Below are 21,131 nucleotides of genomic sequence, written 5' to 3'. Positions count from 1 at the left end.
CAGTGGACACGGCGCACCTAGCACATTCATTCAGCGCTGCGCCGCACGACTCTTGTCGGAAAGCGGAACGCAGCTTCGACGGGTAGAGGCCTGAACCGGCGCGGGCTTGGACCGAGCGGTCGCGTGGGCCTCTGCACGAGGACCATCGGCGACGGCATACCCTCGGTCAGCATGTCGGCCCAGATCCCGGCTAGCTCACGCCGGCGTGGCATGTAGCGCGCGCGGTTATAGGCACCCTCCACCTTCTCCCTAGGCACGTGCGCGAGCATCAGATCGATAATCGCGCGATCGCCCTCCTTGCCTTTGCGTTCGGCCCATTCGTTCATGATCGTCGAGAAAGCGGCGCGAAAACCGTGGGGGACATGATGGCCGTGATACCCGGCGCGGTGAAGAAGAAAGCCGATCGCGTTTTCGCTCATCGGCCGATCTGGCTTGCGGCAACTGGGAAACAACAGATCCCCCTCCCCCGTCAGCGGCCAAAGCGCTCGCAGGACGTCCACCGCCTGCGGCGTCAAGGGGACGAGATGGTCGCCGTCGGCTTCTTCCTTGCGATCAAGATCGCCCTTCATTCGCGCGGCCGGAATCCGCCAGAGCGGTTCCTTGCCATTCAGCTCCTCGAACTCGTACCAACACGCCCCGCGTAACTCATTAGGGCGAACTGACGTCAGGGCCAGCAGGCGCAGTCCAAGTCGCGTAACCGGCCGGGCGAAATCCTCTTCCGCCGCGAGGATCATCTTTTGCAGCGGCACGAGATCAGTGATCGCGGGCTGTCTGCCGCGACGCAGCGGCTTTAGGACCGCCCCCAACCTCTCGGCAGGGTTCTTGTCCGCGAACCCCTCGGCAATGGCGTAATCGAAAACGGCCTCGATTCGCTGCCGGATCCGCTTCGCCGTCTCGATCGACCCACGCGCTTCAACCTCGCGCAACGCTGCGAGGATCAGCGGAGGTGTAAGCTGAGCGATTGGCAATGCACCGATTTCTGGAAACACGTCTCGTTCGAGACTGCGCAGAATGTCGTTGGCGTGACGCTTTGCCCACTGCGACTTGGCATTGTCGTGCCAAAGGCGCGCTGTACGTTCGAAGGTTCGCCGGCCCGCTTCGAGATTTTCCTCGATCCGCAACTTCTTCACGACGCCGGGATCATGGCCCTCAACCCAAAGCGCATGTGCCTCGTCTCGCTTGAACCGGGCATCGGTCAGCCCCACCGTCGGATAGCTCCCGAAAGCCATGGCCTTCTGCTTGCCTTCGTATTTGTAGTTCCAGCGCCAAAGTTTGCCGCCGCTTGGCGTGACGAGGAGGTAGAGGCAGTTTGAGTCGGTGAGTTTATAAGCTTTGTCGCGCGGCTTCGCGGTCCGCGCCTTCGTATCGGTCAGCAATGTCTTTCTCCCGAAAGTACCATGTATTTTGACCGCGCGTACCACGCATGAGCACCGCCGATTCGCCGAATGGGTGCGAACGGGTGCGAACGGCCATGGCCGAGCTGATCGAGCAAGTGTCAGATTTCAGAGAGAAAAAGTCGACTACAGTGGTCTGTTACGAACCGCTGCGGTACAAGAAATGGCGGAGAGGGTGGGATTCGAACCCACGGTACGGTTACCCGCACAACGGTTTTCGAGACCGTCCCAATCGACCTCTCTGGCACCTCTCCGCGTCGGCAGGTCCTCGCCGGATGCACGCCGGATCGGCGCGAGGGCGGGTCGAAGGCGGCGCCTCTAACGCAGGCCATCGCGTCGCGCAAGCACCCTGCTTGTGCGGTGCGACGAAAACCCTACATTGATCGCATGTCGCGTACCGAAAGCCACGATATTAAGTCCACCGCCGGCGTGCCGATGCCGCCCGTCGCCACCGCGCGCTTCGCGATCGGGGACGTCGTGCGCCATCGCATGTTCGATTTCCGCGGCGTGATCTTCGACGTCGATCCGGTCTTCGCCAACGACGAGGAATGGTATCAGGCGATCCCGGAGGCGATCCGTCCGGCCAAGGACCAGCCCTTCTATCACCTGCTCGCCGAAAATGCCGATTCGAGCTATGTCGCCTATGTCAGTCAGCAGAACCTGCTGCACGACGAGAGCGACGAGCCGGTCGACCATCCGGCGATCGCGGGATTGTTCAGCGATCTGGTAGACGGGCGGTATACGTTGCGGCCGCAGCATCGGCACTGATCGGGAACGGGCAGATTTGCGTGGGCGTGTCTGCACGCAATCGTAGTGCGACTCGGCTGGGGGCGTAGTGGCAATCATCAGATAGCGAAAAAGGGGGCCGATAAGCCCCCTTTCCCTTTTCGGCTGCAGCACGTCGTCAGACGGAGCGGCTGCGCTGCACCGCTGCCCGACGTGACGAGTCCCCGGATTGTTGACGCAATCCGGGGCCGCCCGCTTTTAGAAATTAAACGCCACGCGACCGTACAGGAACCGGCCGTTGAAGCCGAACGGCGACAGCGACGAATATGGCAGGAAATAGCTGTTCGGCGCGAACGCCCCGCCCAGCGGCAGGCGATCGGGATAGACGTCGAACACGTTGTCCGCACCCACCGCCAGCGTGATTTCCTTGACTGGATGGACGCGCAGTTCGACGTCGGTCACCCATTTCGGCGTCATCTTGAAGTCGCCCGCGACGGTGCCGAGCGGCGCCGTCAGGGTGCCGCTCGCCGCGCTCCACACCGTGCCGTAGCGGTTGGTGCGGACCGTGGCGCCAACCGGGCCGTAATCCCAGTCCGCCGACAGGTTGATCTTCGTGCGCGGCTGGCCGTCGGTCAGGCGGTACGATTCCTGCCGCCCGAACAGCACCACGCCGGGCAGCGACGGCAGGTCGGCGCGGCGGATGATCTTCGTCTCGTTATAGTTATAGCCGGCGGTCAGCGAGATCTTGCCAAACCCGAAATCGGGCACGCGATAGCTCGCGACGACATCGACGCCCTGCGTGCGCGTATCGACGCCGTTGACGAAGAACCGCGCCGAAGTGACGTTGGTGATACCCGCCCCGGTCAGCAGGTTCACCACCGCGGTCCCGGTCAGGTTTTCGGTCAGCGTCACGCGGTCCTTGATGCGGATGTTGTAGTAATCGACCGTCAGGCTGAACCCGCTGAACGGGTTGAGCGCGAGGCCGCCCGCCAGGTTGAGCGCCTTTTCCGGTTTCAGCTGCTTGCCGCCGAGCGCGGTCGCGACCGGGCTGGTCGCCGGGAAGGTGCCGACCTCGATCAGCTGCGACACGCCGTTGACCACCGTGCTGTTGGTCGAGGTGGTGGCGAAGAATTGCTGCGCGAGGCTCGGCGCGCGGAAGCCGGTCGAGATCGACCCGCGCACGGCGATACCGCGGACCGGCTCGAACCGCGCCGCGACCTTGCCGTTCACCGTGCTGCCGAAATCGCTGAAATGCTCGTACCGGCCCGCGGCCTGTAGCGTGAACTGCTTGGTCACGTCGGCATCGACTTCGGCATAGCCCGCGAAGCTATCGCGGCTGGTATCGATGGCGTTCGACGGTCGGAAGCCGGGGAACACCTGCGCGCCGCCGGCAGCACCGTTCACCGAATACGGACCGTTGACGTAGCTGGGCACGTCGCCGGCGCGGATCTTGAAGTTCTCGTTCCGCCACTCGCCACCGAACGCGATGCCCAGGCTCGACAGCCCGCCCACGTCGATCTTGCGGTTGACGTCGAGGTTCGCGGTGGTCTGGCCGAACGCGATGCCGCCGGCGTCGAACCGCTTGGGCGAGTTCAGTCCGCCGAGCGACGTGTTGAAGCTGTCGATCGTCTGGTAATTGAGCTGGTTCGAGCCATAGACCACCGACAAATCGGTGTTCCACTCGCCCAGCGTCCCCTTCACGCCGACCGCCGCCGACACATCTTCGATCTCGCTATAGATCTTGGGCAGGAAGCCGTCGGCATAATAGGGCACGAACGTCGTCGTCGATGCCGCCCAGTCGCGGTTACGCGGGTCGTCCGAGCGGCGATAGAAGCCGGCGCCGATCCCGTCGCGGATGCCGTAGCTGCCGAAGGTATAGAGCTGGAAGTTCGGCCCCAGGTCCATCCCCGCGTTCAGGAACAGGTTGTAGTCGGTCGCCTTGCCGTCGCCATAGCCATGGGTGAAGCGATTGATCGTCAGTTCGCGCGCATCGCCGACGGTGAAATACTGGCGGCGCGGGTCGGGACCGGAGCGGTTGGTCGGATCGCGGTCGCGGAACTGCGCGGTAAAGGTCAGGTAGCCGCCGGGGCCGACCGGCACGCCGACGCGCGCCGCCAGCGTCAGCGTGTCGCCGTCGTGGCGCTTGCGCTCGCTGCCGTTGTTGAGCTGCAGGATGTCGCCCTGCGCGTTCGAGCCCGCGGTCGCGACGGTCGGCACGCCGTTGGTGGTCGCGACTCCGGCCACGTCGTACACGCCGTCCATCGTCGTGTCGTACTTGCCGTAGGTGACCGAGCCGCTGACCCCGACCGCCTTCGACAGCTGGATGTTGATGACGCCGGCGATCGCGTCGGAACCATATTGCGACGAGGCGCCGTCGCGCAGCACCTCGACGCGGTCGATCGCGATCGGCGGGATTTCGTTAAGATCAACCTGCGTCGCACCGCGCCCGACCGAGCCGTTCAGGTTAATGAGCGCGGCCTGGTGGCGACGCTTGCCGTTGATGAGCACCAGCGTCTGGTCGGGCTGCAACCCGCGCAGCGTCGCCGGACGCAGCGAATCGGTGCCGTCGGTCAGCGACGGCTGCGGGAAGTTGAACGACGGGACGAGCTGGTTCAAGACCTTGCTGGTCTCGGTATAGCCTGAATTCTTCAGTGCATCGCCGCCGATGACGTCGATCGGAACGGGCGAATCGGCGATGGTCCGGCCGGGAATGCGCGAGCCGGTGACGATGACGTCCTTGGCCGGGTCCTGATCCGCCGGCGCGTCCTGCGCGAAGGCCGGCGCCGCGATCGCGAACACCGAAACGGTGAGCATGGATTTGATGATGATGGTCGCGCGATTCATGTCGCTATCCCCCTGTTGCGATACCGTCCGTCGCATCGGGCTTCCTCCTCCCGATGCGACGTCGATCAGGAACATATGGCGTCATCGTAATGTAACAACGGCATAATGCTGCGCTTGCACAATAGTGCGCCGGGGTGTGGCGTTAGGGCAACATCCTGTCGCCGCACGACGATATGGCCTCGCGCGGTTGACACGCTGCGCCGGTTCGCCTAGCTGGCCCCTCTTTCCCGGGCAGGCTGTGCTTGCCGGGGTTCGTACATTCGAAAAGTGATGAGGGCCATGTTCGCAGTCGTGCGCACGGGCGGCAAGCAATATCGCGTCGCCGCCGGAGACAAGATCGTCGTCGAGAAGATCGACGGAGAAGCCGGCGCGTCGGTGACGCTGGGTGACGTCCTGCTCGCGGGCGAAGGCTCGGAGCTGAAGAGCGTCGACGGGCTGACGGTCGCGGCCGAGATCATCGCGCAGGCGAAGGGCGAGAAGGTCATCGTCTTCAAGAAGCGCCGTCGTCATAACTATCGTCGCCGCAACGGCCACCGCCAGAACCACACGATCCTGAAGATTGTGTCGATCGGCGCCGCCGAGAAGAAGGCAGCGCCGAAGAAGGCCGCCGCCAAGAAGGCCGAGGGCGACGCCCCGGCCGCTGCCGAAGCGTAAGGAAGAGTCGAGATGGCACATAAGAAAGCAGGCGGTTCGTCGCGCAACGGTCGCGATTCGGCCGGTCGCCGCCTCGGCGTGAAGAAGTTCGGCGGGCAGGAAGCCGTCGCCGGCAATATCCTCGTGCGTCAGCGCGGGACCAAATTCTATCCGGGTCGCAACGTGGGCATGGGCAAGGACCATACCCTGTTCGCGCTCGTCGACGGCCGCGTGGTGTTCCACGACGGCAAGCTCGGCCGAAAGTTCTGCTCGGTAGACATTATGGCGCAAGCCGCAGAATAACATCGGGTAACCGTCCGGGTTGCCCACCAGGGCGACCCGAAGTCTTCGCAAGAAGACCATCAAAAAGGGAGACGGGTCGCCCCGGCTCCCTTTTTTCTTGCTCCCTCCCCCTCAGGCGTCGCGCGACCGTCACATCGGCGTGCGAGCGGCGCATACGATACGGAGAGTGCAGATGTTCGCGATTACGCCCCGACTGGCATTGCGGCCCGGCTGGCCCGAAGATGCGCCCGCACTCGCGCGCGCGATCGGGCACGAAGATGTCGTCAAGAAGCTCTCGCGCGTGCCATGGCCCTACACGGAGGCTGATGCCGACTGGTTTCTCGGCACCGCATGGCAGGACGGCGGACCGCGCTTCGTCATCACGGAGCGGGCGAAGCAGGACCAGCCGATCGGCGTCATCGGCATCCATCACGATGGCGAGGTGCCCGAACTGGGATATTGGCTGACTCCCGCTGCCTGGGGGCGCGGCTACGCGACGGAGGCGGGGCATGCGGTCGTCTCGCTCGCACAGCATGGGCTCAAGTTGCCGCGGCTCAAGTCCGGCTGGCTGGTCGGCAATGCCGCGTCGGGCCGCGTGCTGAGCAAGCTGGGCTTCGTCGCCACCGGGCGGATCGTCAGGCAGCACTCGCTCGCGTTCGGCCGCGAGGTCGAAGTGGTCGAGATGACGCTGTCGTTCGATGCCGACGAACCGGCAGCGCCGATGCCACTGGCGGCATGACCGATCACCGCCGCCGTCCGTTCGCGCGGACGGCGGCGGATTGATTTCGCGCGACAAACCGCCGACAGCCAAGTCATGTCCGTTACGCCCCTGCCCGTCCGTCGCCGCCTGAGTCCCGAGGAATCGCGCGAGGCCGCGCTCGACGCCGCGCGCGACCTGCTGGTCGAGCTCGGCCCGCAGGCGGTGACGCTGAAGGCGGTGGCGGCGCGGATCGGGCGGACGCACGCCAACCTGCTCCATCATTTCGGCTCGGCGGCCGGGCTGCAAAAGGCGCTGATCGAGCGGATGGCGGGGTTCATCACCACGACGATCCGCGAGGCGGTGATCCGCCAGCGCGCCTCCGACGATCCCAATCCGCGCGAAGTCGTCGACCTGGCGTTCGATGCGTTCGACACCGGCGGCGCCGGCGCGCTGGCGAGCTGGATGATCCTGTCGGGCAACGAGGACGCGCTCGACCCGATCCTGCAGGCGATCCACGATCTGGTCGACGACTTGAGCGAGGGCCATTCGAAGGACGAGCAGCCGATCGAGGACGAGACGCTCGAACTGGTGCTGATGGCGCTGGGCGATGCGCTGTTCGGGGCGCCGCTGACGCGCGCGCTGTGGTTGCCGCGCGATCGGGCGCGGGAACTGGCGTATCAGGTGCTGGTGAACGGGCGGCGGCTGGGTTAGGTCGCCGCGGCGAAGCCGCGTCGTCGGTCCTCGCCGAGGCGAGTCCAGCCGGGCGCGCTCGGGCCTCGCTTTAGCTCCGCTAAAGCGGTAGGCCGCGCGCCATGCATTTTCTCGACCAGGCAAAGATCTTCGTCCGCTCGGGCGCCGGCGGTCCCGGCGCCGTCAGCTTCCGGCGTGAGAAGTTCATCGAATATGGCGGCCCCGATGGCGGCAACGGCGGCAAGGGCGGCGACATCATCTTCGAGGCGGTGGCGGGCCTCAATACGCTGATCGACTTTCGCTACACCCAGCATTTCCGGGCGCCGCGCGGCATGGGCGGATCGGGCAGCAATCGCACCGGCGCGGGCGGTGACGATCTGGTCATCAAGGTCCCGGTGGGCACGCAAATCCTGGCCGACGACGAGGATCGCACGTTGCTGCTCGACCTGACCGCGGTCGGCCAGCAGGTCACTTTCATGCGCGGCGGCGACGGCGGGCGCGGCAATGTCAGCTACAAGACCTCGACCAACCGCGCCCCGCGCCAGCACGGCACCGGCTGGCCGAGCGAGGAAGCGTGGGTGTGGCTGCGGCTCAAGCTGCTTGCCGATGCCGGGCTCCTCGGGCTGCCGAATGCCGGCAAGTCGACCTTCATCAACGCCGTCACCAACGCGCAGGCCAAGGTCGGCGAATATGCCTTCACCACCACCCGGCCGCAGCTGGGCGTGGTGCGCCACCGCCAGCGCGAGTTCGTCATCGCCGATATCCCCGGCCTGATCGAGGGCGCGGCCGAGGGTGCGGGGATCGGCGATCGCTTCCTGGGGCATATCGAGCGGTGCCGCGTGCTGCTCCACCTGGTCGACGCCAATGACGACGACGTCGCCGAAAGCTATCGCATCGTCCGCGACGAACTCGCGGCCTACGGCGCCGGGCTCGACGAGAAGCCGGTTGTGGTCGCGCTCAACAAGATCGACACGCTGGACGACGAACTGATCGCCGCGCTGTCGGCCGAGCTCGAGGAAGCGAGCGGCGCCGAGGTCCTGCCGATCTCCGGCGTCGGCGGGACCGGGATCGACTGGGTGCTCGACAAACTGATCGAAAAGATCGGCCCCGCCCCCGGTGCCGTGTCGGACGACGACGAAGGCGAAGACGCGATCGAATGGTCGCCGGTCTGATCGAGACGCCCCACACGCGAACCAGATGAGACTGGACGGTCAGTCACGTAACGAAAAAGGGCCGCCGATCAGCGATCGACGGCCCTTTTGCTGTCGGTGTTGCCAATCAGGCGAAGGCGACGCTCGTCTTGCGACGACGCAGCGCCGCGCCCATCAGGCCGAACCCGAGGATCATCATGCCCCACGTCGCCGGTTCGGGCACCGCAGCCGTCACTTGCAGGATCGAGGGCGAGCCGTTCTCACGACCATAGACGAACGAATAGCTCGTCGTGCCGGTCGGCAACGTGATCGTCTCGGTGATCGCACCGGTCGGGCCCGCGGTCGTGCCCGGCACGCGAACGCCGTTCGCATATACGGCGATGCCGTCGTCGTGCGTGATCGTGAAGACCTGGCCACCGTAATTGCCGGCCAGCGACGTGAAGGTGTACAGCGACCCGTATCCGAAGCCCGAGATGCTGCCGCTGGTATTCAGGAAACCCGCCAGCGAATTGAAGTTCGCGCCGTTCGCGCCATAGGCGACGGTCGTCGGACCGCTACCCGAATAATTGGAGATGTTCGCCGAGTTGGCACCGAAGAACGTCGACGTCAGGTCGCCGGCGTTGGTCGTGTTCTGGGGCCCGGTGCCCGAGAAGTTGAGCTCACCGGTGTAGGTGAACGTCGCGGTCGACACATCCGACTTGCCCGCGAACAGCGCCGCGCTACCGGTGACGGCATCGAACTGGCCGACGCCCGACGCTTCCTGGACGGTCACGTTGTAGGTGCCAGCTTGGGCTGGCGCGGCAATGGCGGCCGCGATCGCAGCGCCACTCATCAAAAACAGCTTCATATTCCGCCCTTTCGCTAGAATTGATGCGAAATTAAGCCGTTGTTCATCAAGATGAAATGATTAATATCGTCCTAATTCTGCACACGCCGCGACGTGCATCGGTGGTGCACATTGCGGTTGGCGTCGCCGGGCAGAAGTCGCTAGCTGCCGCTATGGACCGGTTCGCCCCCACCGCCTGCCCGCGCCTGATCGTCAAGGTCGGATCGTCGCTGCTCGTGACGGCGGCGGGCGAGGTGCGGCGCGACTGGCTGGCGGGCCTGGCGGCCGATATCGCCGCGCGCGTCAGTGGTGGCCAGCAAGTCGCGGTGGTGTCGTCGGGCGCGATCGCGCTGGGCGCGCGGCGGCTGGGACTGGCGAAGGGCGGGCGCGCCAGCCTGGAGGATGCGCAGGCCGCCGCCGCGACCGGGCAAATCGCGCTGAGCCAGATTTGGGCCGAACTGCTCGGCGACCAGGGGCTGACCGCGGCGCAGATGCTGGTGACGCTCAACGATCTCGAGGATCGGCGGCGATATCTCAATGCCGCGGCGACGCTCGGCCGGCTGCTGACGTTGGGCACGGTGCCGGTCATCAACGAGAATGACAGCGTCGCGACCGAGGAAATCCGGTTCGGCGACAACGACCGGCTGGCCGCGCGAGTCGCGCAGGCGGCGGGCGCGCAGGGCGTGCTACTGCTGTCGGATGTCGACGGCCTCTACGACCGCGATCCGGCGCAGCCCGGCGCGACGCTGATTCCGCATGTCGCGCGGATCGACGCCGCGATCGAGGCGATGGCGGGCGGATCGTCGTCGGGCATGGGGTCGGGCGGCATGACCTCGAAGGTCCAGGCCGCGCGGATCGCGACGCGCGCGGGAATCGCGCTCGCCATCGCTGACGGGCGTGTCGCTCACCCGCTGGCGCGCTTTGCCGAGACCGGGCGCGGGACGGTGTTTGCGGCAACCGGCAGCGCGCCGGCGCGCAAGGCGTGGCTGGGCGGACGGCTGAGCGTTCGCGGGACGATCCATGTCGATGCGGGCGCCGTCGCCGCTTTGCGCGACGGTCGGAGCCTGCTCCCCGCCGGTGCCACTGGCGTCGAGGGCCGGTTCGTGCGCGGGGACCTCGTCGCGATCAGCGGGCCGGCGGGGATCATCGCCAGCGGGCTGGCCGAGTATGACGCTGCCGACGCCGCGCGGATCGCCGGAAAGCGCAGCGACGAAGCCGGCGCGATCCTGGGCCACGCGCCGCGCGCCGCCCTCGTCCATCGCAACCACATGGTGCTGGCATGACCGTGATTGCGCTGACCGGCGGCACCGGGTTCGTCGGTAGCCATGTGATCGAGACGGTGCTCGCGGCAGGTCACGAGCTTCGCGCGCTGACGCGGCGGCCGCAACCGGCGCAAATGGGCGTGACGTGGATTGCCGGGGCGCTCGACGACCCAACGAGCCTCGCTGAACTGATGCGTGGCGCCGATGCGGTATTGCACGTCGCCGGGCTGGTCGATGCGCCCGATCGCGCCGCGTTCGCCGCCGGCAATATCGAGGGGACGCGCGCCATGCTGACGGCGGCGCAGACTGCCGGCATCGCGCGATTCGTGCATGTGTCGTCGCTGTCCGCGCGCGAGCCGACCTTGAGCGATTATGGCTGGTCGAAGGCCGGGGCCGAGGCGCTGGTGGCCGCGAGCCCTCTCGACTGGACCATCGTGCGGCCCCCGGGCGTATTCGGCCCGCGCGATACCGAGACACTGCCGTTGTTCCAGTTCGCCGCACGCGGCGTGACGCCGATGCCGGCCAAGGGCGGTCGGGCATCCTGGATCTATGCGCGTGATCTCGCCGAATTCCTCGTGCTGACGGCCGATCCCGCGATGTTCCCGCGGACGACGGTGGAGCCCGACGACGGGACGCCGGGCGGCTGGGAGCATCGCGCCTTCGGCCGCGCGGTCGGAACGGCGGTCGGGCGCCGCGTCCTCGCATTCTCGCTCCCTGCCCCCCTCCTGCGCACGGCGTCGTGGATCGGGCAGCGCGTCGGCGGGCCGCTGAGGAAACTCACGCCGGATCGCGTCGGCTACCTGCTGCACCGCGACTGGGTCAGCCATGCCCGCCCCCCCGCCGATGTGTGGCGCGCACGGACCGATACACCGGCGGCGCTCGCCGCGACCGCGGCATGGTATCGCGCCGCCGGCTTGCTATAGGCGGGGCATAAAGCCGCCGCATTTCGCTGGCACCGCCCGCACCGACTTGGCCGCTTCGACTTGGGGAATGACATGACCGACCGCGCAGAGATTTTCGACAAGGTCACCGGCCTTATCCAGCCGTTCAACAAGAAGCAGGTGGCGTTGAGCGACGCGACCACGTTCCAGCACGATCTGGAATGGGACTCGCTGACCGTCATGGACTTCGTGGCGGCGATCGAGGACGAGTTCGACATCATCATCACGATGAACATGCAGGCCGAGATCGAGACGGTCGGCCAGCTCGTCGACGCGGTGCAGAAGCTGAAGGGCTGATCCGATGACCGACGCCGGCCAGACCGCCGAAAAGCTCCCCGCCGATCCCGCTTCGGTCGCGCCCGAAACCGACCTGATGTCGAAGTTCGACGGCCTGATCGCCGAGCGGCAGGCGCTGATCGACACCGGCGTGACCGACCCCTTCGCGATCGTGATGGAGCAGGTGAAGTCGCCGACCGAGGCGGTCATCAAGGGCAAGGACACGATCCTGCTCGGCACCTACAATTATATGGGCATGACGTTCGACCCCGACGTCATCCAGGCGGGCAAGGACGCGCTCGACCAGTTCGGGTCGGGCACCAACGGCAGCCGCATGCTGAACGGTACCTTCCGCGATCACATGGAAGTCGAGCAGGCGTTGCGCGATTTCTACGGCACCACCGGCGCGATCGTGTTCTCCACCGGCTACATGGCCAATCTCGGCATGATCTCGACGCTGGCCGGCAAGGGCGAATACGTCATCCTCGACGCCGACAGCCACGCCTCGATCTATGACGGCTGCAAGCAGGGTTATGCGGAGATCGTCCGCTTTCGTCACAACAGCGTCGAAGACCTCGACAAGCGCCTCGGCAGGTTGCCCAAGGAAGCCGGCAAGCTGGTCGTGCTCGAGGGCGTCTATTCGATGCTCGGCGACGTCGCGCCGCTCAAGGAAATGGTCGCGGTCGCCAAGAAGCACGAGGCGATGGTGCTGTCCGACGAGGCGCACTCGATGGGATTCTACGGGCCCAACGGCCGCGGCGTGTACGAGGCGCAGGGGTGCGAGGGCGATGTCGACTTCATCGTCGGCACCTTCTCGAAGTCGGTCGGCACCGTCGGCGGGTTCTGCGTGTCGAACCACCCGAAGTTCGAGGCGATCCGCCTCGCCTGCCGCGCCTACATCTTCACCGCCAGCCTGCCGCCGAGCGTGGTCGCGACCGCCGCCGCGTCGATCCGCAAGTTGCAGCATGCCCACAACAAGCGCCAGCATCTGTGGGAAAATGCGCGCCAGCTGCACGGCGGCCTGACGAAGCTCGGCTTTAGGCTCGGCACCGACGCACCGGACAGCGCGATCGTCGCGGTGATCCTGGACGACCAGGAACAGGCGGTGACGATGTGGCAGGCGCTGCTCGACAGCGGCGTGTACGTCAACATGGCGCGCCCGCCCGCGACCCCAGCCGGCACGTTCCTGCTGCGCTGTTCGCTGTGCGCGGAGCATACATCGGCGCAGCTCGACGCCGTGCTGGAGCGCTTCGCGGCGGCGGGACGGGTAGCCGGCGCGATTAACTGATCGTTCATGCTTTTCCGCGCAGGTCGCTGTCGTTAGGGTAACGACCATGGGCGGGAGCGTGGGCGAAGGGTTCGTCGACACGGCACGCAAGGCGTGGCGCGGAGTCGCGCTCGCGATGCTGGCGGTTGCCGGCGTCGGCATTCTGATCGCCCTGTTCGCGATCCAGGACAGCGCGAACGCCCGCCGCGATGAAGCGTTGCGCCTGCAAAGCCACAGCTACGACGTGATGATCCTGACGCGATCGCTGTCGAGCACGATCGCCGAAGCGGAGGCCGCGCTCGGTCGCTACGTCGTCAGCGGCGACGAACAGATCGGCCGGCGCTTCACCGAGGAATGGGACCGCGCGCGCGACCAGATCGACCGGCTCGACGCGATCACCGACGACAATCCTGCGCAACAGGCGCCGATCGATCGCCTCCGCGCCGCCTATGAGGAACGCGGGCGCGAACTGGCGGTTACGGCCAGCAGCACGGCCTATGGCCGGGACCGCCAGGCCTATGCCCGGTTCTACGAAGCGGGAAAGTCGCGGTCGCTGAGCGAGATCGACCGCGACCTCGACACGATCATCGAATCCGAACGCGGCCTGCTCGACAAGCGCACCCAGGCGGCGGTGGCGTCGGTGCATCGGTCGACGACGATCACGACCCTGCTGTCGGTGTTCGGCGTGCTGGTCGTGCTCGGCGCGATCGTGCTGGCGTGGCTGACGCTGGCGGCGATGCACGAGCGCGCCAATGCCCGCGCCGAGGCGGAAAGCGAGCGCGAGCGCGCCAAGACGCTGGAGGATGCCGTCGCCACCGCGACCGCCGCTTTGCGCGAACAGGAGGCCAAGTTTCGCCAGGCGCAGAAGATGGAGGCAATCGGCCAGCTGACCGGGGGCATTGCGCACGATTTCAACAACATGCTGGCGGTCGTTCTCGGCGGGCTCGAACTGGCGCAACGCGCGTTGGACGGCGACACGGCCGCAGCGCGGCGTCACCTCGACAGCGCCGCCGAGGGGGCAGACCGCGCCGCCGCGCTGACGCGGCGCTTGCTCGTCTTTTCGCGCGAGGAAGCGTTGAGCCCGGAGGCGATGGTGCCGGCGGAGGCAGTGGCCGGCATGTCCGACCTGCTCGACCGTACACTCGGCGATGCGATCACCGTCAATCGCAGCGACGACGGCGCCGGCTGGGCGGTGCATTGCGATCGCCACGAGCTCGAGAATGCGCTGGTCAATCTGGCGGTCAACGCACGCGACGCGATGGAGGGGCGCGGCGTGCTGACGATCGCGACGCGCGGCGTGAGCCTGGCCGCGGGCGAGGTAGGCGACTGCGCGGCGGGCGATCACGTCGCGATCGCGGTCGGCGACAGCGGCTGCGGCATGGCGCCCGAGATACTCGACCGCGTGTTCGAACCGTTCTTCACGACCAAGCCGGTCGGCCGCGGCACCGGGCTCGGGCTCAGCCAGACGTTCGGCTTCGTCCGCCAGTCGGGCGGCGACGTCGCCATCACCTCGACGCCGGGCGCGGGGACGACGGTGACGCTCTATCTGCCGCGTCACCTGGGCGAGCCGGTCGGCAAGGTGCCGGCCGGTGCCGCTCCGACCGAGTCGACGGCTGACGGCGCACCGCTCGCCATCCTGCTGGTCGAGGACGATCCGCGCGTGCTGGCGGCCACCGCCGCCGCTCTCGGCGAGCTCGGCCATCGCGTAACGACCTGCAACGATCCGTTCCTGGCGCCAGCCTTGCTCGATCGGCAGGGTCCTTTCGACCTCGTCGTGTCGGACGTGCTGATGCCGGGCCGGACCGGGCCGGAGATGGTCGGCGACCTGTTGCTGCGACACCCCGACCTCGCGATCCTGTTCGTGACGGGTTATGCCGGCGACGGCGTCGCGGCCGATTTCGGTGGGCGCCCGGTGCTGCGCAAGCCCTTCACGATCGCCGGGCTGGCGCAGGCGATCGGCGAGGCGATGGCGACGGCTCGCCCCGGTACCGCGCATGCGATCGCGGCCGAATAGGCATCTTTCCCCCGCCCCGACCGTTGCCCGGTCATCGACTGCTGCCTATAGCCACGCTTTGCGCCGTTCGTCGGCCCCAAGGATCATCGCCGCCCGCCCATGAAGTCCATCGATCGCTACATGGCCCGGCTGATCGCGTTGCCCTTGTTCTCGACGATGGTGATCTTCGCGATGCTGCTGGTGCTCGACCGTATGTTGCGGTTGATCGACTTCGTCGTGACCGAGGGCGGCCCGGTCAGCGTCGTGTGGCGGATGCTCGCCAACCTTCTGCCCGAATATATGGGGCTCGGCATACCCGTCGGGCTGCTGCTCGGCTGTCTGCTGGCGTTCCGGCGTCTCGCGACATCGTCGGAGCTCGACGTGTTGCGCGCGGTCGGCGTCGGCTACAACCGCCTGCTGGTGGTACCGTACATGTACGCGATCGTGTTGGCGGTGCTGAACCTGGCGATCGTCGGCTACATCCAGCCCAAGGCGCGGTTCGAATATGAGCGGCTGCGCTACGAATTGCGCACCGGCGCACTGGGGGCGTCGATCAAGGTCGGCGAGTTCACCACCTTCCCCAATAACGGCCCCACGGTCCGCATCGAGCAGAGCCACGACGAGGGGCGGCAGCTGTCGGGCATCTTCCTCCACCAGAACGACAAGCAGGGCGGCTCGTTCTCGGTCACCGCGACGCAGGGCCGCTTTCTCGGCTCGACCGATGCCGACGAGATCATCTTCCGCCTGACCGACGGCACATTGGTCCGCACCGAAAAGGGGATCGCGACGCCGCGCGTGCTGCGGTTTACCTTGTGGGACATCCCGATCCCCCTGCCCCGCACCGATCCCTTCCGCGGGCGCGGCGAGAACAAGCTGGAACGTACCCTGCCCGAGCTCGCCGTGCTCGGCCGGTCGAGCAACAGCAACGAGGAACTGCGCGACACCAGCCGCGCCGCGTTCCACTTCCGCCTGACCGAAGTCGCGGCGATGTTCCTGCTGCCGATGCTGGCGATGGCGCTGGGCGTGCCGCCGAAACGCTCGACCTCGGCGCTCGGCGTATTCCTCGGGATCGTGATGATCGTGACGTATTTCAAGGTCAACGAATACGGCCAGTCGGTCGGCAGCCTGGGCAAGATCGACCCATTCCTGGCGCTGTGGGTGCCGTTCGCGATCTTCGCGGCGCTGGTGCTGTGGATGTATTACACGATTGCCTACGTACCCGGCGGCCAGCCGATCGGCGCGCTGGAGCGTGTGTTCGCGAAACTGGCCAAGGCGGTGCGCCGCTGGTTGCCGACGCGTCGCCTGGCGCCGCCGGGCGACGGCGATGCGGAGGATGCCAACCCGACGCCCGCGGCTGGAGCACCGGCATGACCGCGTTGCAATTCTTCCCGTCGCGCACCGTGTCGTTCTACATGGCGAAGACCTTCGTCGTGCGCGTGTTCGCGGTGCTGGCCGCGCTGGTGCTGGTGTTGCAATTCCTCGATGCGCTGAGCGAATCGGGCTACATCCTCGCCTATCCGGGCAACGGCCAAGCGCAGGTGTGGCAGTATATCTCGTTGCGCACGCCACAGATCATCGCGCGCTTCCTGCCTTATTCGGTGCTGCTCGGCGCGATCATCACCTATTCGACGCTCAACCAGAACAGCGAGGTCATCGCGCTGAAGGCGTCGGGCCTGTCGGCGCACCAGATCCTGGCGCCGATGATCGTCACCGCGATCGGCGTCGCCGCATTGAGCTTCGCGTTCAACGACCGCATCGTCAGCCGCGCGTCGGCGACGCTCGATGCGTGGAAGAAGGTCAATTACGCGCCGATCCCGATCGACAAGGGCGACCGCACCAACGTGTGGACGCGAAGCAGGGAGGACCTGATCGGGGTCAACCTGGTCCGCGATGTCGGCGGCAAGGTCGTGCTGAGCGGGTTCACGTTGGTCGATCGCGACGACGCCGGCGCCCAGCAGGCGACGATCACCGCGGCGAACGGCGTGCGGGACGGCGATGGCTGGCGGATCTGGCCGGCGCAGCGCTTCGACGTGGCAAGCGGCAAGCTCAGCAATATCGGTTCGGTGGTGGTGGCGAAGGGCGTTCGGCCCGACCAGTTCACGCTCGCCAATATCGATCCCGAGGGGCTGTCGTTCCTGCAACTGAAGGCGGATGTCGGCGCGCTGAAGGATGCCGGCCGCCCGACCAAGAGCTATGAGGGCGAGCTGTGGCATAAATTGTCCGGCCCGCTGTCGGCGGTGCTGATGCCCCTGCTCGGTGCGGTCGCGGCGTTCGGTATCGCGCGATCGGGCAAGCTGTTCATCCGCGCGGTGATCGGCATGGGGCTGGGATTCACCTATTTCGTGATAGACAATTTCGCGCTGGCGATGGGCAATCTCGGTGCGTACCCGCCGATGCTCGCGGCGTGGGCGCCGTTCGTTCTGTTCCTGCTGATCGGCGAAGCGGTGCTGATTAGGACGGAGGAATGAGAGCGCCGCCAAGATTTAGCGACAGCTAAATCGCGGTTAGCGGCGCTCCGGTCGGCGGCGCGCCAGCGCCGACCGACGTCATGGGCTTCGCCCATGCCCACTGCGTTATCTGAGCGCTATGCCATCATTGCGAGCCTGGCGAAGCAATGACAGGGGTGGGTTATCCCGACATCATCAGGTGATAAGACACTCGCCGCGGCAAAGCCGCGTCGTCGGCCATCGCTTGTCGCGATGCCGGCCGGATGGGCCGCTGATCGTGAAATAGCTCCGCTATTTCAGCGGCGGCCCATCGTGCTCCGAGCAATCTTTCCGACCAGGAACGGCAGGCCTGTATAATTGCCCTTGTGATACGGCGACTCCGCCTCCAGCGCCGCGGTGATCCGGCGATGCGCTGTCCCCAGCGCGTGATACGGCAACCCCGGCAGCAGATGGTGCAGCGCATGGTAGCGCAGGCCCACCGGCGCCCACAGCATCGGCAGGAACGCCGGCGGCGGCACGTTGACCGAATCGAGATACTGCGCGGTGACTGTCATCGCGTCGCCCTCATTCTCCCACAGGTGCGCGACCAGCGTGCGGACCTGGTTGGTCACCGCCAGTGCCGACGCGACGGCCAGGAAGATCAGGAACGCCTTGAGCGGGATGACGCCCGTCGCGGTCAGCGCGATCAGCGCGATGGCATAAACGCTCGCGCCCATCTCCAGCCGGTGCCACAGGGTGCGCGCCTCGCCTTCCGGCGGGCGACGACGGAATGACGGGTTGATCTGTAATCCCGAAAAACGCGCGACAACCGTGCGGCGCAGCGCCGGGATCACCGCCGACAACGGGCTGAGCACCGCATAGCGCACCAGCAGCGCAACCGGCGCCAGCGCGGCGACCAGGATGAACACCGGCAACGTCCACCACTTCATCAGCGCAAGCGGCAGGTATTCCGGATCCTCCACCGTGCCGTACCGGGTGCGCGCGTGATGCAAGTTATGCACGCCCTCGTACATGAAGCTCGGCGTCAGCAGCGGGATGCCGACGATCAGGTTCCAGCCGAGCCGGAACCCCGGCACCGCCGAATGCTTGATGTGAGTCAGCTCGTGGATGAAGCTCTCCGCACGATACAGCGCCAGCGCCGCGATCAGGCCGGCGACGATCGCCAGCGCCGGCGACGGCACCAGGATCGCGGCGACCAGCGCGCCATATCCGACCAGCGCCGAGGCGAGCATGTCGCCCCAATAGATCGCCGGATTGGGCGTGTTGAGATCGCGCGTCAGGTCGGCGGCGGCCTTCAGCATCGCCTTGTCGTCGGCGATGCGCGGGCGCGCCGACGCGGCCGGCGGCGTGGCCGCGGCGCGGCGATCGATCGTGACGGCGGTATCCATGGGTGCGGCCATTGCCCTGATATAGTGGCGCAACGGTGGCAAACCAACGACGAACGGGGGCCGATCACAGTGATCGGAATTTCTGCGCTTGCCCGAATACGGCCATTGTCGGCGGGCAGAGGCTCGCTTACCCAGCCGCGACCCCCATGACGAGGTGATCGATGCCCGTTACCATCCGCCCGATCGACAGCAAGGCCGACCGCAAGAAGTTCGTCGACTTGCCCTTCCGCCTGTACGAGAACGATCCCAACTGGGTGCCGCCGCTGAAGGGCGAAGCGCTGGGGCTCATCACGCCGGAAAAGAACGGCTGGTACAGCCACGCCAAGGCGCAACTGTTCCTGGCGGAAGAAGACGGCCGCGTCGTCGGGCGCATCTCCGCGCATATCGATACGTTGGCGCTGACCATGCCCGCCGACAAGGGGTTCGGGCCGGGCGTGGGGCAATGGGGCCTGATGGATGCCGAGCGCGAGGATATCTTCACCGCGTTGCTCGCCGCGGCCGAGGGCTGGCTGCGCGACCAGGGCATGACGCGCGCGCTGGGGCCGATCTCGCAGTCGATCTGGGAGGAGCCGGGCCTGCTGATCGAAGGATACGACCATCCGCCGACGATCATGATGGGGCATGCCAAGCCCGAATATCGCGGCTGGATCGAGCGTGCGGGCTACGAGCCGGTCAAGCGGCTACAGACCTACGATCTCGACGTGACGAAGGAGTTTCCGCCGCTGATCGGACGCATCGTCGCGGCCGGCGAGCGCAACCCGCGCATCCGCATCCGCGAGGTCGACAAGTCGAAGTTCGATCAGGAAGCCGCGATCATCCTGGCGATCCTCAACGACGCCTGGGCGGACAATTGGGGCTTCGTCCCCCTCACCCCGCCCGAAATCAAGGACGTCGGCGTCAAGCTGAAGCCGATCGTGTTCAACGACCTGATCCGCATCGCCGAACTCGACGGCAAGCCGGTCGCGTTCATGATTACGCTCCCCGACCTCAACGAGGCGATCAAGCCACTCAACGGCAATCTGCTGCCATTCGGCTGGGCGAAGTTGCTGTGGTGGCTGCGTGCGCCCAAGGTGCATACGATGCGCGTGCCGCTGATGGGCGTAGTCAAGGAGTTGCAGGCGTCGCGGCTCGCCAGCCAGCTCGCCTTCATGATGATCGAATATATCCGCCGCTCGTCGATCAAGAAATACGGCGCCAAGCGCGGCGAGATCGGCTGGGTGCTCGACGACAACCAGGGCATGAACGCGATCGCCGACGCGATCGATAGCCACGTCAACAAGGTCTATCAGATCTACGGCAAGTCGCTCTAGCGTAGTCTAGAACAGGATCGCGCCACCGGTGACGATGCGGACGTCGGGCGTGTCGTGATTGAGCCCGGCGCCGACCAGCACGTCGAGCTGCATGCGCTTTTTGGGCAGGAAGGCGAGCGACACCGCGGCGATCGATTGCGTGGTGTGGCCGGCGGGGTTCCCGTTTTCGAACTCGCCCTTGCGGTGGAGCATCTTCTGGAGGTCGAACGCCGTCGCGGCGTCAGCGCAGCCGCACCCAGGTCGGCGCGTGGTCGCTCGCCTTCTCGCGCCCGCGATAATCCTTGTCGACGCCGGCATCGACCAGGCGGTCGGCGGCCAGCGGGCTGAGCAGCAGGTGATCGATGCGGAACCCCGCATCACGCTGCCACGCGCTCGCCTGGTAATCCCAGAAGGTCCACACCCCGCCCTTCGGATACCGTGTACGCAGCGCGTCGGTCCATCCTTGCGCGAGCAGCGCGCGATAGGCGGCGCGGCTTTCCGGCTGCATCAGCGCATCGTCCTGCATCGCGCGCACCGAATAGGTGTCGTCGTCGTTGGGGATGACGTTGTAATCGCCCGCCAGCACCACCGGCTTTTCCTCCGCGAGCAGGTCGCGCGCGCGGTCCGCCAGGCGTTGCATCCAGCGCAATTTGTAGTCGAACTTGGGACCGGGCTGCGGGTTGCCGTTGGGCAAATACAGCGCGCCGACCACCAGCCCGTCGACCTCACACTCCAGGTATCGGCTATGCTCGTCGTCGGGATCGCCCGCCAGCCCGCGCTGGCGCTCGACCGGATCGGCATCCTTGGCCAGCACCGCGACGCCGTTCCACGACTTCTGCCCGTGCCATACCGCGCCATAGCCCGCCGCGCGGATCGCATCGATCGGAAAGCCGTCGTCCTGCGACTTCAGCTCCTGCAGGCAGACGATGTCGGGCTGCGCCTCGGTCAGATATTCGACCAGCCGGTCGATCCGCGCCTTGATGCCGTTGACGTTGTAGGTGACGATCTTCAATTTTTGTGCC

The 21,131-nt window shown here is 66.4% G+C and carries 20 protein-coding genes and 1 tRNA gene; 14 read left to right on the top strand and 7 right to left on the bottom strand.

The genetic code is table 11. From position 1 onward, the window contains the following. Positions 1 to 26: 26 nt before the first annotated feature. Both J0I47_RS09215 and J0I47_RS09210 read right to left on the bottom strand, forming a co-directional pair. Positions 27 to 1,376 carry an integrase arm-type DNA-binding domain-containing protein gene (locus tag J0I47_RS09215; protein WP_294046572.1) on the bottom strand — a complete coding sequence of 450 codons (1,350 nt, stop codon included), beginning with the start codon at positions 1,374 to 1,376 and terminating at the stop codon, positions 27 to 29. 182 nt (positions 1,377 to 1,558) lie between these two features. Continuing rightward, positions 1,559 to 1,648, bottom strand: a tRNA-Ser gene (locus J0I47_RS09210). Positions 1,649 to 1,781: 133 nt separating this feature from the next. On the opposite strand from J0I47_RS09210, the gene hspQ reads away from it, so the two are divergent. Continuing rightward, on the top strand, positions 1,782 to 2,162 hold the full coding sequence (gene hspQ / locus J0I47_RS09205; protein ID WP_294046570.1) for a heat shock protein HspQ: 381 nt from the start codon (positions 1,782 to 1,784) through the stop codon (positions 2,160 to 2,162). Between the two features lie 216 nt (positions 2,163 to 2,378). Here the strand turns inward: hspQ and J0I47_RS09200 are convergent, their stop codons facing one another. After that, positions 2,379 to 4,964, bottom strand: a complete 2,586-nt coding sequence (locus J0I47_RS09200) for a TonB-dependent receptor (protein WP_294046568.1) — start codon at positions 4,962 to 4,964, stop codon at positions 2,379 to 2,381. Between the two features lie 279 nt (positions 4,965 to 5,243). Between J0I47_RS09200 and rplU the strand changes: the two genes are divergently transcribed. The 5 genes from rplU (at position 5,244) to obgE (ending at position 8,441) form a co-directional block, all read left to right on the top strand. Beyond that, positions 5,244 to 5,618 carry a 50S ribosomal protein L21 gene (gene rplU / locus J0I47_RS09195; RefSeq protein ID WP_294046731.1) on the top strand — a complete coding sequence of 125 codons (375 nt, stop codon included), beginning with the start codon at positions 5,244 to 5,246 and terminating at the stop codon, positions 5,616 to 5,618. A 12-nt stretch (positions 5,619 to 5,630) separates the two neighbouring features. Then, complete coding sequence (gene rpmA, locus J0I47_RS09190; RefSeq protein WP_294046567.1) at positions 5,631 to 5,900, top strand: 50S ribosomal protein L27; 270 nt, start codon at positions 5,631 to 5,633, stop codon at positions 5,898 to 5,900. A 172-nt stretch (positions 5,901 to 6,072) separates the two neighbouring features. Further along, complete coding sequence (locus J0I47_RS09185) at positions 6,073 to 6,618, top strand: GNAT family N-acetyltransferase (RefSeq protein WP_294046565.1); 546 nt, start codon at positions 6,073 to 6,075, stop codon at positions 6,616 to 6,618. Positions 6,619 to 6,693: 75 nt separating this feature from the next. After that, positions 6,694 to 7,290, top strand: a complete 597-nt coding sequence (locus J0I47_RS09180) for a TetR/AcrR family transcriptional regulator (protein WP_294046563.1) — start codon at positions 6,694 to 6,696, stop codon at positions 7,288 to 7,290. A 101-nt stretch (positions 7,291 to 7,391) separates the two neighbouring features. After that, on the top strand, positions 7,392 to 8,441 hold the full coding sequence (gene obgE / locus J0I47_RS09175) for a GTPase ObgE (RefSeq protein ID WP_294046561.1): 1,050 nt from the start codon (positions 7,392 to 7,394) through the stop codon (positions 8,439 to 8,441). A 106-nt stretch (positions 8,442 to 8,547) separates the two neighbouring features. On the opposite strand, the gene J0I47_RS09170 is transcribed toward obgE, so the two are convergent. Next, the gene (locus tag J0I47_RS09170; RefSeq protein WP_294046560.1) at positions 8,548 to 9,267 is read right to left on the bottom strand and encodes a PEPxxWA-CTERM sorting domain-containing protein; all 720 of its coding nucleotides are present in this window, start codon (positions 9,265 to 9,267) and stop codon (positions 8,548 to 8,550) included. Positions 9,268 to 9,419: 152 nt separating this feature from the next. Here J0I47_RS09170 and proB point away from each other — a divergent pair, with 152 nt between their 5' ends. From proB to lptG, 7 genes are all read left to right on the top strand, one after another. Then, positions 9,420 to 10,529: a glutamate 5-kinase gene (gene proB, locus J0I47_RS09165; protein ID WP_294046729.1), complete on the top strand. Its 1,110-nt coding sequence runs from the start codon at positions 9,420 to 9,422 to the stop codon at positions 10,527 to 10,529. After that, the gene (locus J0I47_RS09160; protein ID WP_294046558.1) at positions 10,526 to 11,431 is read left to right on the top strand and encodes an NAD(P)H-binding protein; all 906 of its coding nucleotides are present in this window, start codon (positions 10,526 to 10,528) and stop codon (positions 11,429 to 11,431) included. Before proB ends, J0I47_RS09160 begins: the two co-directional genes overlap by 4 nt. 72 nt (positions 11,432 to 11,503) lie before the next feature. Further along, positions 11,504 to 11,746 (top strand): acyl carrier protein, encoded by a 243-nt coding sequence (locus J0I47_RS09155; protein WP_294046557.1) that lies wholly within the window; start codon positions 11,504 to 11,506, stop codon positions 11,744 to 11,746. A gap of 4 nt (positions 11,747 to 11,750) precedes the next feature. Further along, on the top strand, positions 11,751 to 13,013 hold the full coding sequence (locus tag J0I47_RS09150) for an aminotransferase class I/II-fold pyridoxal phosphate-dependent enzyme (protein WP_294046555.1): 1,263 nt from the start codon (positions 11,751 to 11,753) through the stop codon (positions 13,011 to 13,013). A 46-nt stretch (positions 13,014 to 13,059) separates the two neighbouring features. Beyond that, positions 13,060 to 15,006 carry an ATP-binding protein gene (locus J0I47_RS09145; protein WP_294046553.1) on the top strand — a complete coding sequence of 649 codons (1,947 nt, stop codon included), beginning with the start codon at positions 13,060 to 13,062 and terminating at the stop codon, positions 15,004 to 15,006. Positions 15,007 to 15,105: 99 nt separating this feature from the next. After that, positions 15,106 to 16,356, top strand: a complete 1,251-nt coding sequence (gene lptF, locus J0I47_RS09140) for an LPS export ABC transporter permease LptF (protein ID WP_294046552.1) — start codon at positions 15,106 to 15,108, stop codon at positions 16,354 to 16,356. Beyond that, positions 16,353 to 17,453, top strand: a complete 1,101-nt coding sequence (gene lptG, locus J0I47_RS09135; RefSeq protein WP_294046550.1) for an LPS export ABC transporter permease LptG — start codon at positions 16,353 to 16,355, stop codon at positions 17,451 to 17,453. The genes lptF and lptG overlap by 4 nt, the downstream gene beginning before the upstream one ends. A 275-nt stretch (positions 17,454 to 17,728) precedes the next feature. On the opposite strand, the gene J0I47_RS09130 is transcribed toward lptG, so the two are convergent. Beyond that, positions 17,729 to 18,820 (bottom strand): fatty acid desaturase, encoded by a 1,092-nt coding sequence (locus J0I47_RS09130; RefSeq protein ID WP_294046727.1) that lies wholly within the window; start codon positions 18,818 to 18,820, stop codon positions 17,729 to 17,731. Positions 18,821 to 18,981: 161 nt separating this feature from the next. Between J0I47_RS09130 and J0I47_RS09125 the strand changes: the two genes are divergently transcribed. After that, positions 18,982 to 20,130, top strand: a complete 1,149-nt coding sequence (locus J0I47_RS09125; protein WP_294046548.1) for an N-acetyltransferase — start codon at positions 18,982 to 18,984, stop codon at positions 20,128 to 20,130. Between the two features lie 6 nt (positions 20,131 to 20,136). Here J0I47_RS09125 and J0I47_RS09120 read toward each other — a convergent pair whose 3' ends face one another. Continuing rightward, positions 20,137 to 20,322, bottom strand: a complete 186-nt coding sequence (locus tag J0I47_RS09120; protein WP_294046547.1) for a hypothetical protein — start codon at positions 20,320 to 20,322, stop codon at positions 20,137 to 20,139. Positions 20,323 to 20,350: 28 nt separating this feature from the next. Then, the gene (gene xth, locus J0I47_RS09115; protein ID WP_294046545.1) at positions 20,351 to 21,121 is read right to left on the bottom strand and encodes an exodeoxyribonuclease III; all 771 of its coding nucleotides are present in this window, start codon (positions 21,119 to 21,121) and stop codon (positions 20,351 to 20,353) included. Positions 21,122 to 21,131 lie beyond the last annotated feature (10 nt).

Origin of the sequence: Sphingomonas sp., from assembly GCF_017304635.1 — a bacterium.
Taxonomy (GTDB): domain Bacteria; phylum Pseudomonadota; class Alphaproteobacteria; order Sphingomonadales; family Sphingomonadaceae; genus Sphingomonas.
This window is presented reverse-complemented; position numbering and strand designations above follow the sequence as displayed.

Coding starts and splice junctions, on each gene's coding strand:
- J0I47_RS09185 (WP_294046565.1), top strand. CDS start 6,073: ATGTTCGCGATTACGCCCCGACTGGCATTGCGGCCCGGCTGGCCCGAA.
- J0I47_RS09155 (WP_294046557.1), top strand. CDS start 11,504: ATGACCGACCGCGCAGAGATTTTCGACAAGGTCACCGGCCTTATCCAG.
- J0I47_RS09170 (WP_294046560.1), bottom strand. CDS start 9,267: ATGAAGCTGTTTTTGATGAGTGGCGCTGCGATCGCGGCCGCCATTGCC.
- rpmA (WP_294046567.1), top strand. CDS start 5,631: ATGGCACATAAGAAAGCAGGCGGTTCGTCGCGCAACGGTCGCGATTCG.
- rplU (WP_294046731.1), top strand. CDS start 5,244: ATGTTCGCAGTCGTGCGCACGGGCGGCAAGCAATATCGCGTCGCCGCC.
- J0I47_RS09125 (WP_294046548.1), top strand. CDS start 18,982: ATGCCCGTTACCATCCGCCCGATCGACAGCAAGGCCGACCGCAAGAAG.
- J0I47_RS09120 (WP_294046547.1), bottom strand. CDS start 20,322: ATGCTCCACCGCAAGGGCGAGTTCGAAAACGGGAACCCCGCCGGCCAC.
- J0I47_RS09180 (WP_294046563.1), top strand. CDS start 6,694: ATGTCCGTTACGCCCCTGCCCGTCCGTCGCCGCCTGAGTCCCGAGGAA.
- hspQ (WP_294046570.1), top strand. CDS start 1,782: ATGTCGCGTACCGAAAGCCACGATATTAAGTCCACCGCCGGCGTGCCG.
- obgE (WP_294046561.1), top strand. CDS start 7,392: ATGCATTTTCTCGACCAGGCAAAGATCTTCGTCCGCTCGGGCGCCGGC.
- J0I47_RS09200 (WP_294046568.1), bottom strand. CDS start 4,964: ATGAATCGCGCGACCATCATCATCAAATCCATGCTCACCGTTTCGGTG.
- lptG (WP_294046550.1), top strand. CDS start 16,353: ATGACCGCGTTGCAATTCTTCCCGTCGCGCACCGTGTCGTTCTACATG.
- J0I47_RS09150 (WP_294046555.1), top strand. CDS start 11,751: ATGACCGACGCCGGCCAGACCGCCGAAAAGCTCCCCGCCGATCCCGCT.
- J0I47_RS09145 (WP_294046553.1), top strand. CDS start 13,060: ATGGGCGGGAGCGTGGGCGAAGGGTTCGTCGACACGGCACGCAAGGCG.
- lptF (WP_294046552.1), top strand. CDS start 15,106: ATGAAGTCCATCGATCGCTACATGGCCCGGCTGATCGCGTTGCCCTTG.
- J0I47_RS09160 (WP_294046558.1), top strand. CDS start 10,526: ATGACCGTGATTGCGCTGACCGGCGGCACCGGGTTCGTCGGTAGCCAT.
- proB (WP_294046729.1), top strand. CDS start 9,420: ATGGACCGGTTCGCCCCCACCGCCTGCCCGCGCCTGATCGTCAAGGTC.
- J0I47_RS09130 (WP_294046727.1), bottom strand. CDS start 18,820: ATGGATACCGCCGTCACGATCGATCGCCGCGCCGCGGCCACGCCGCCG.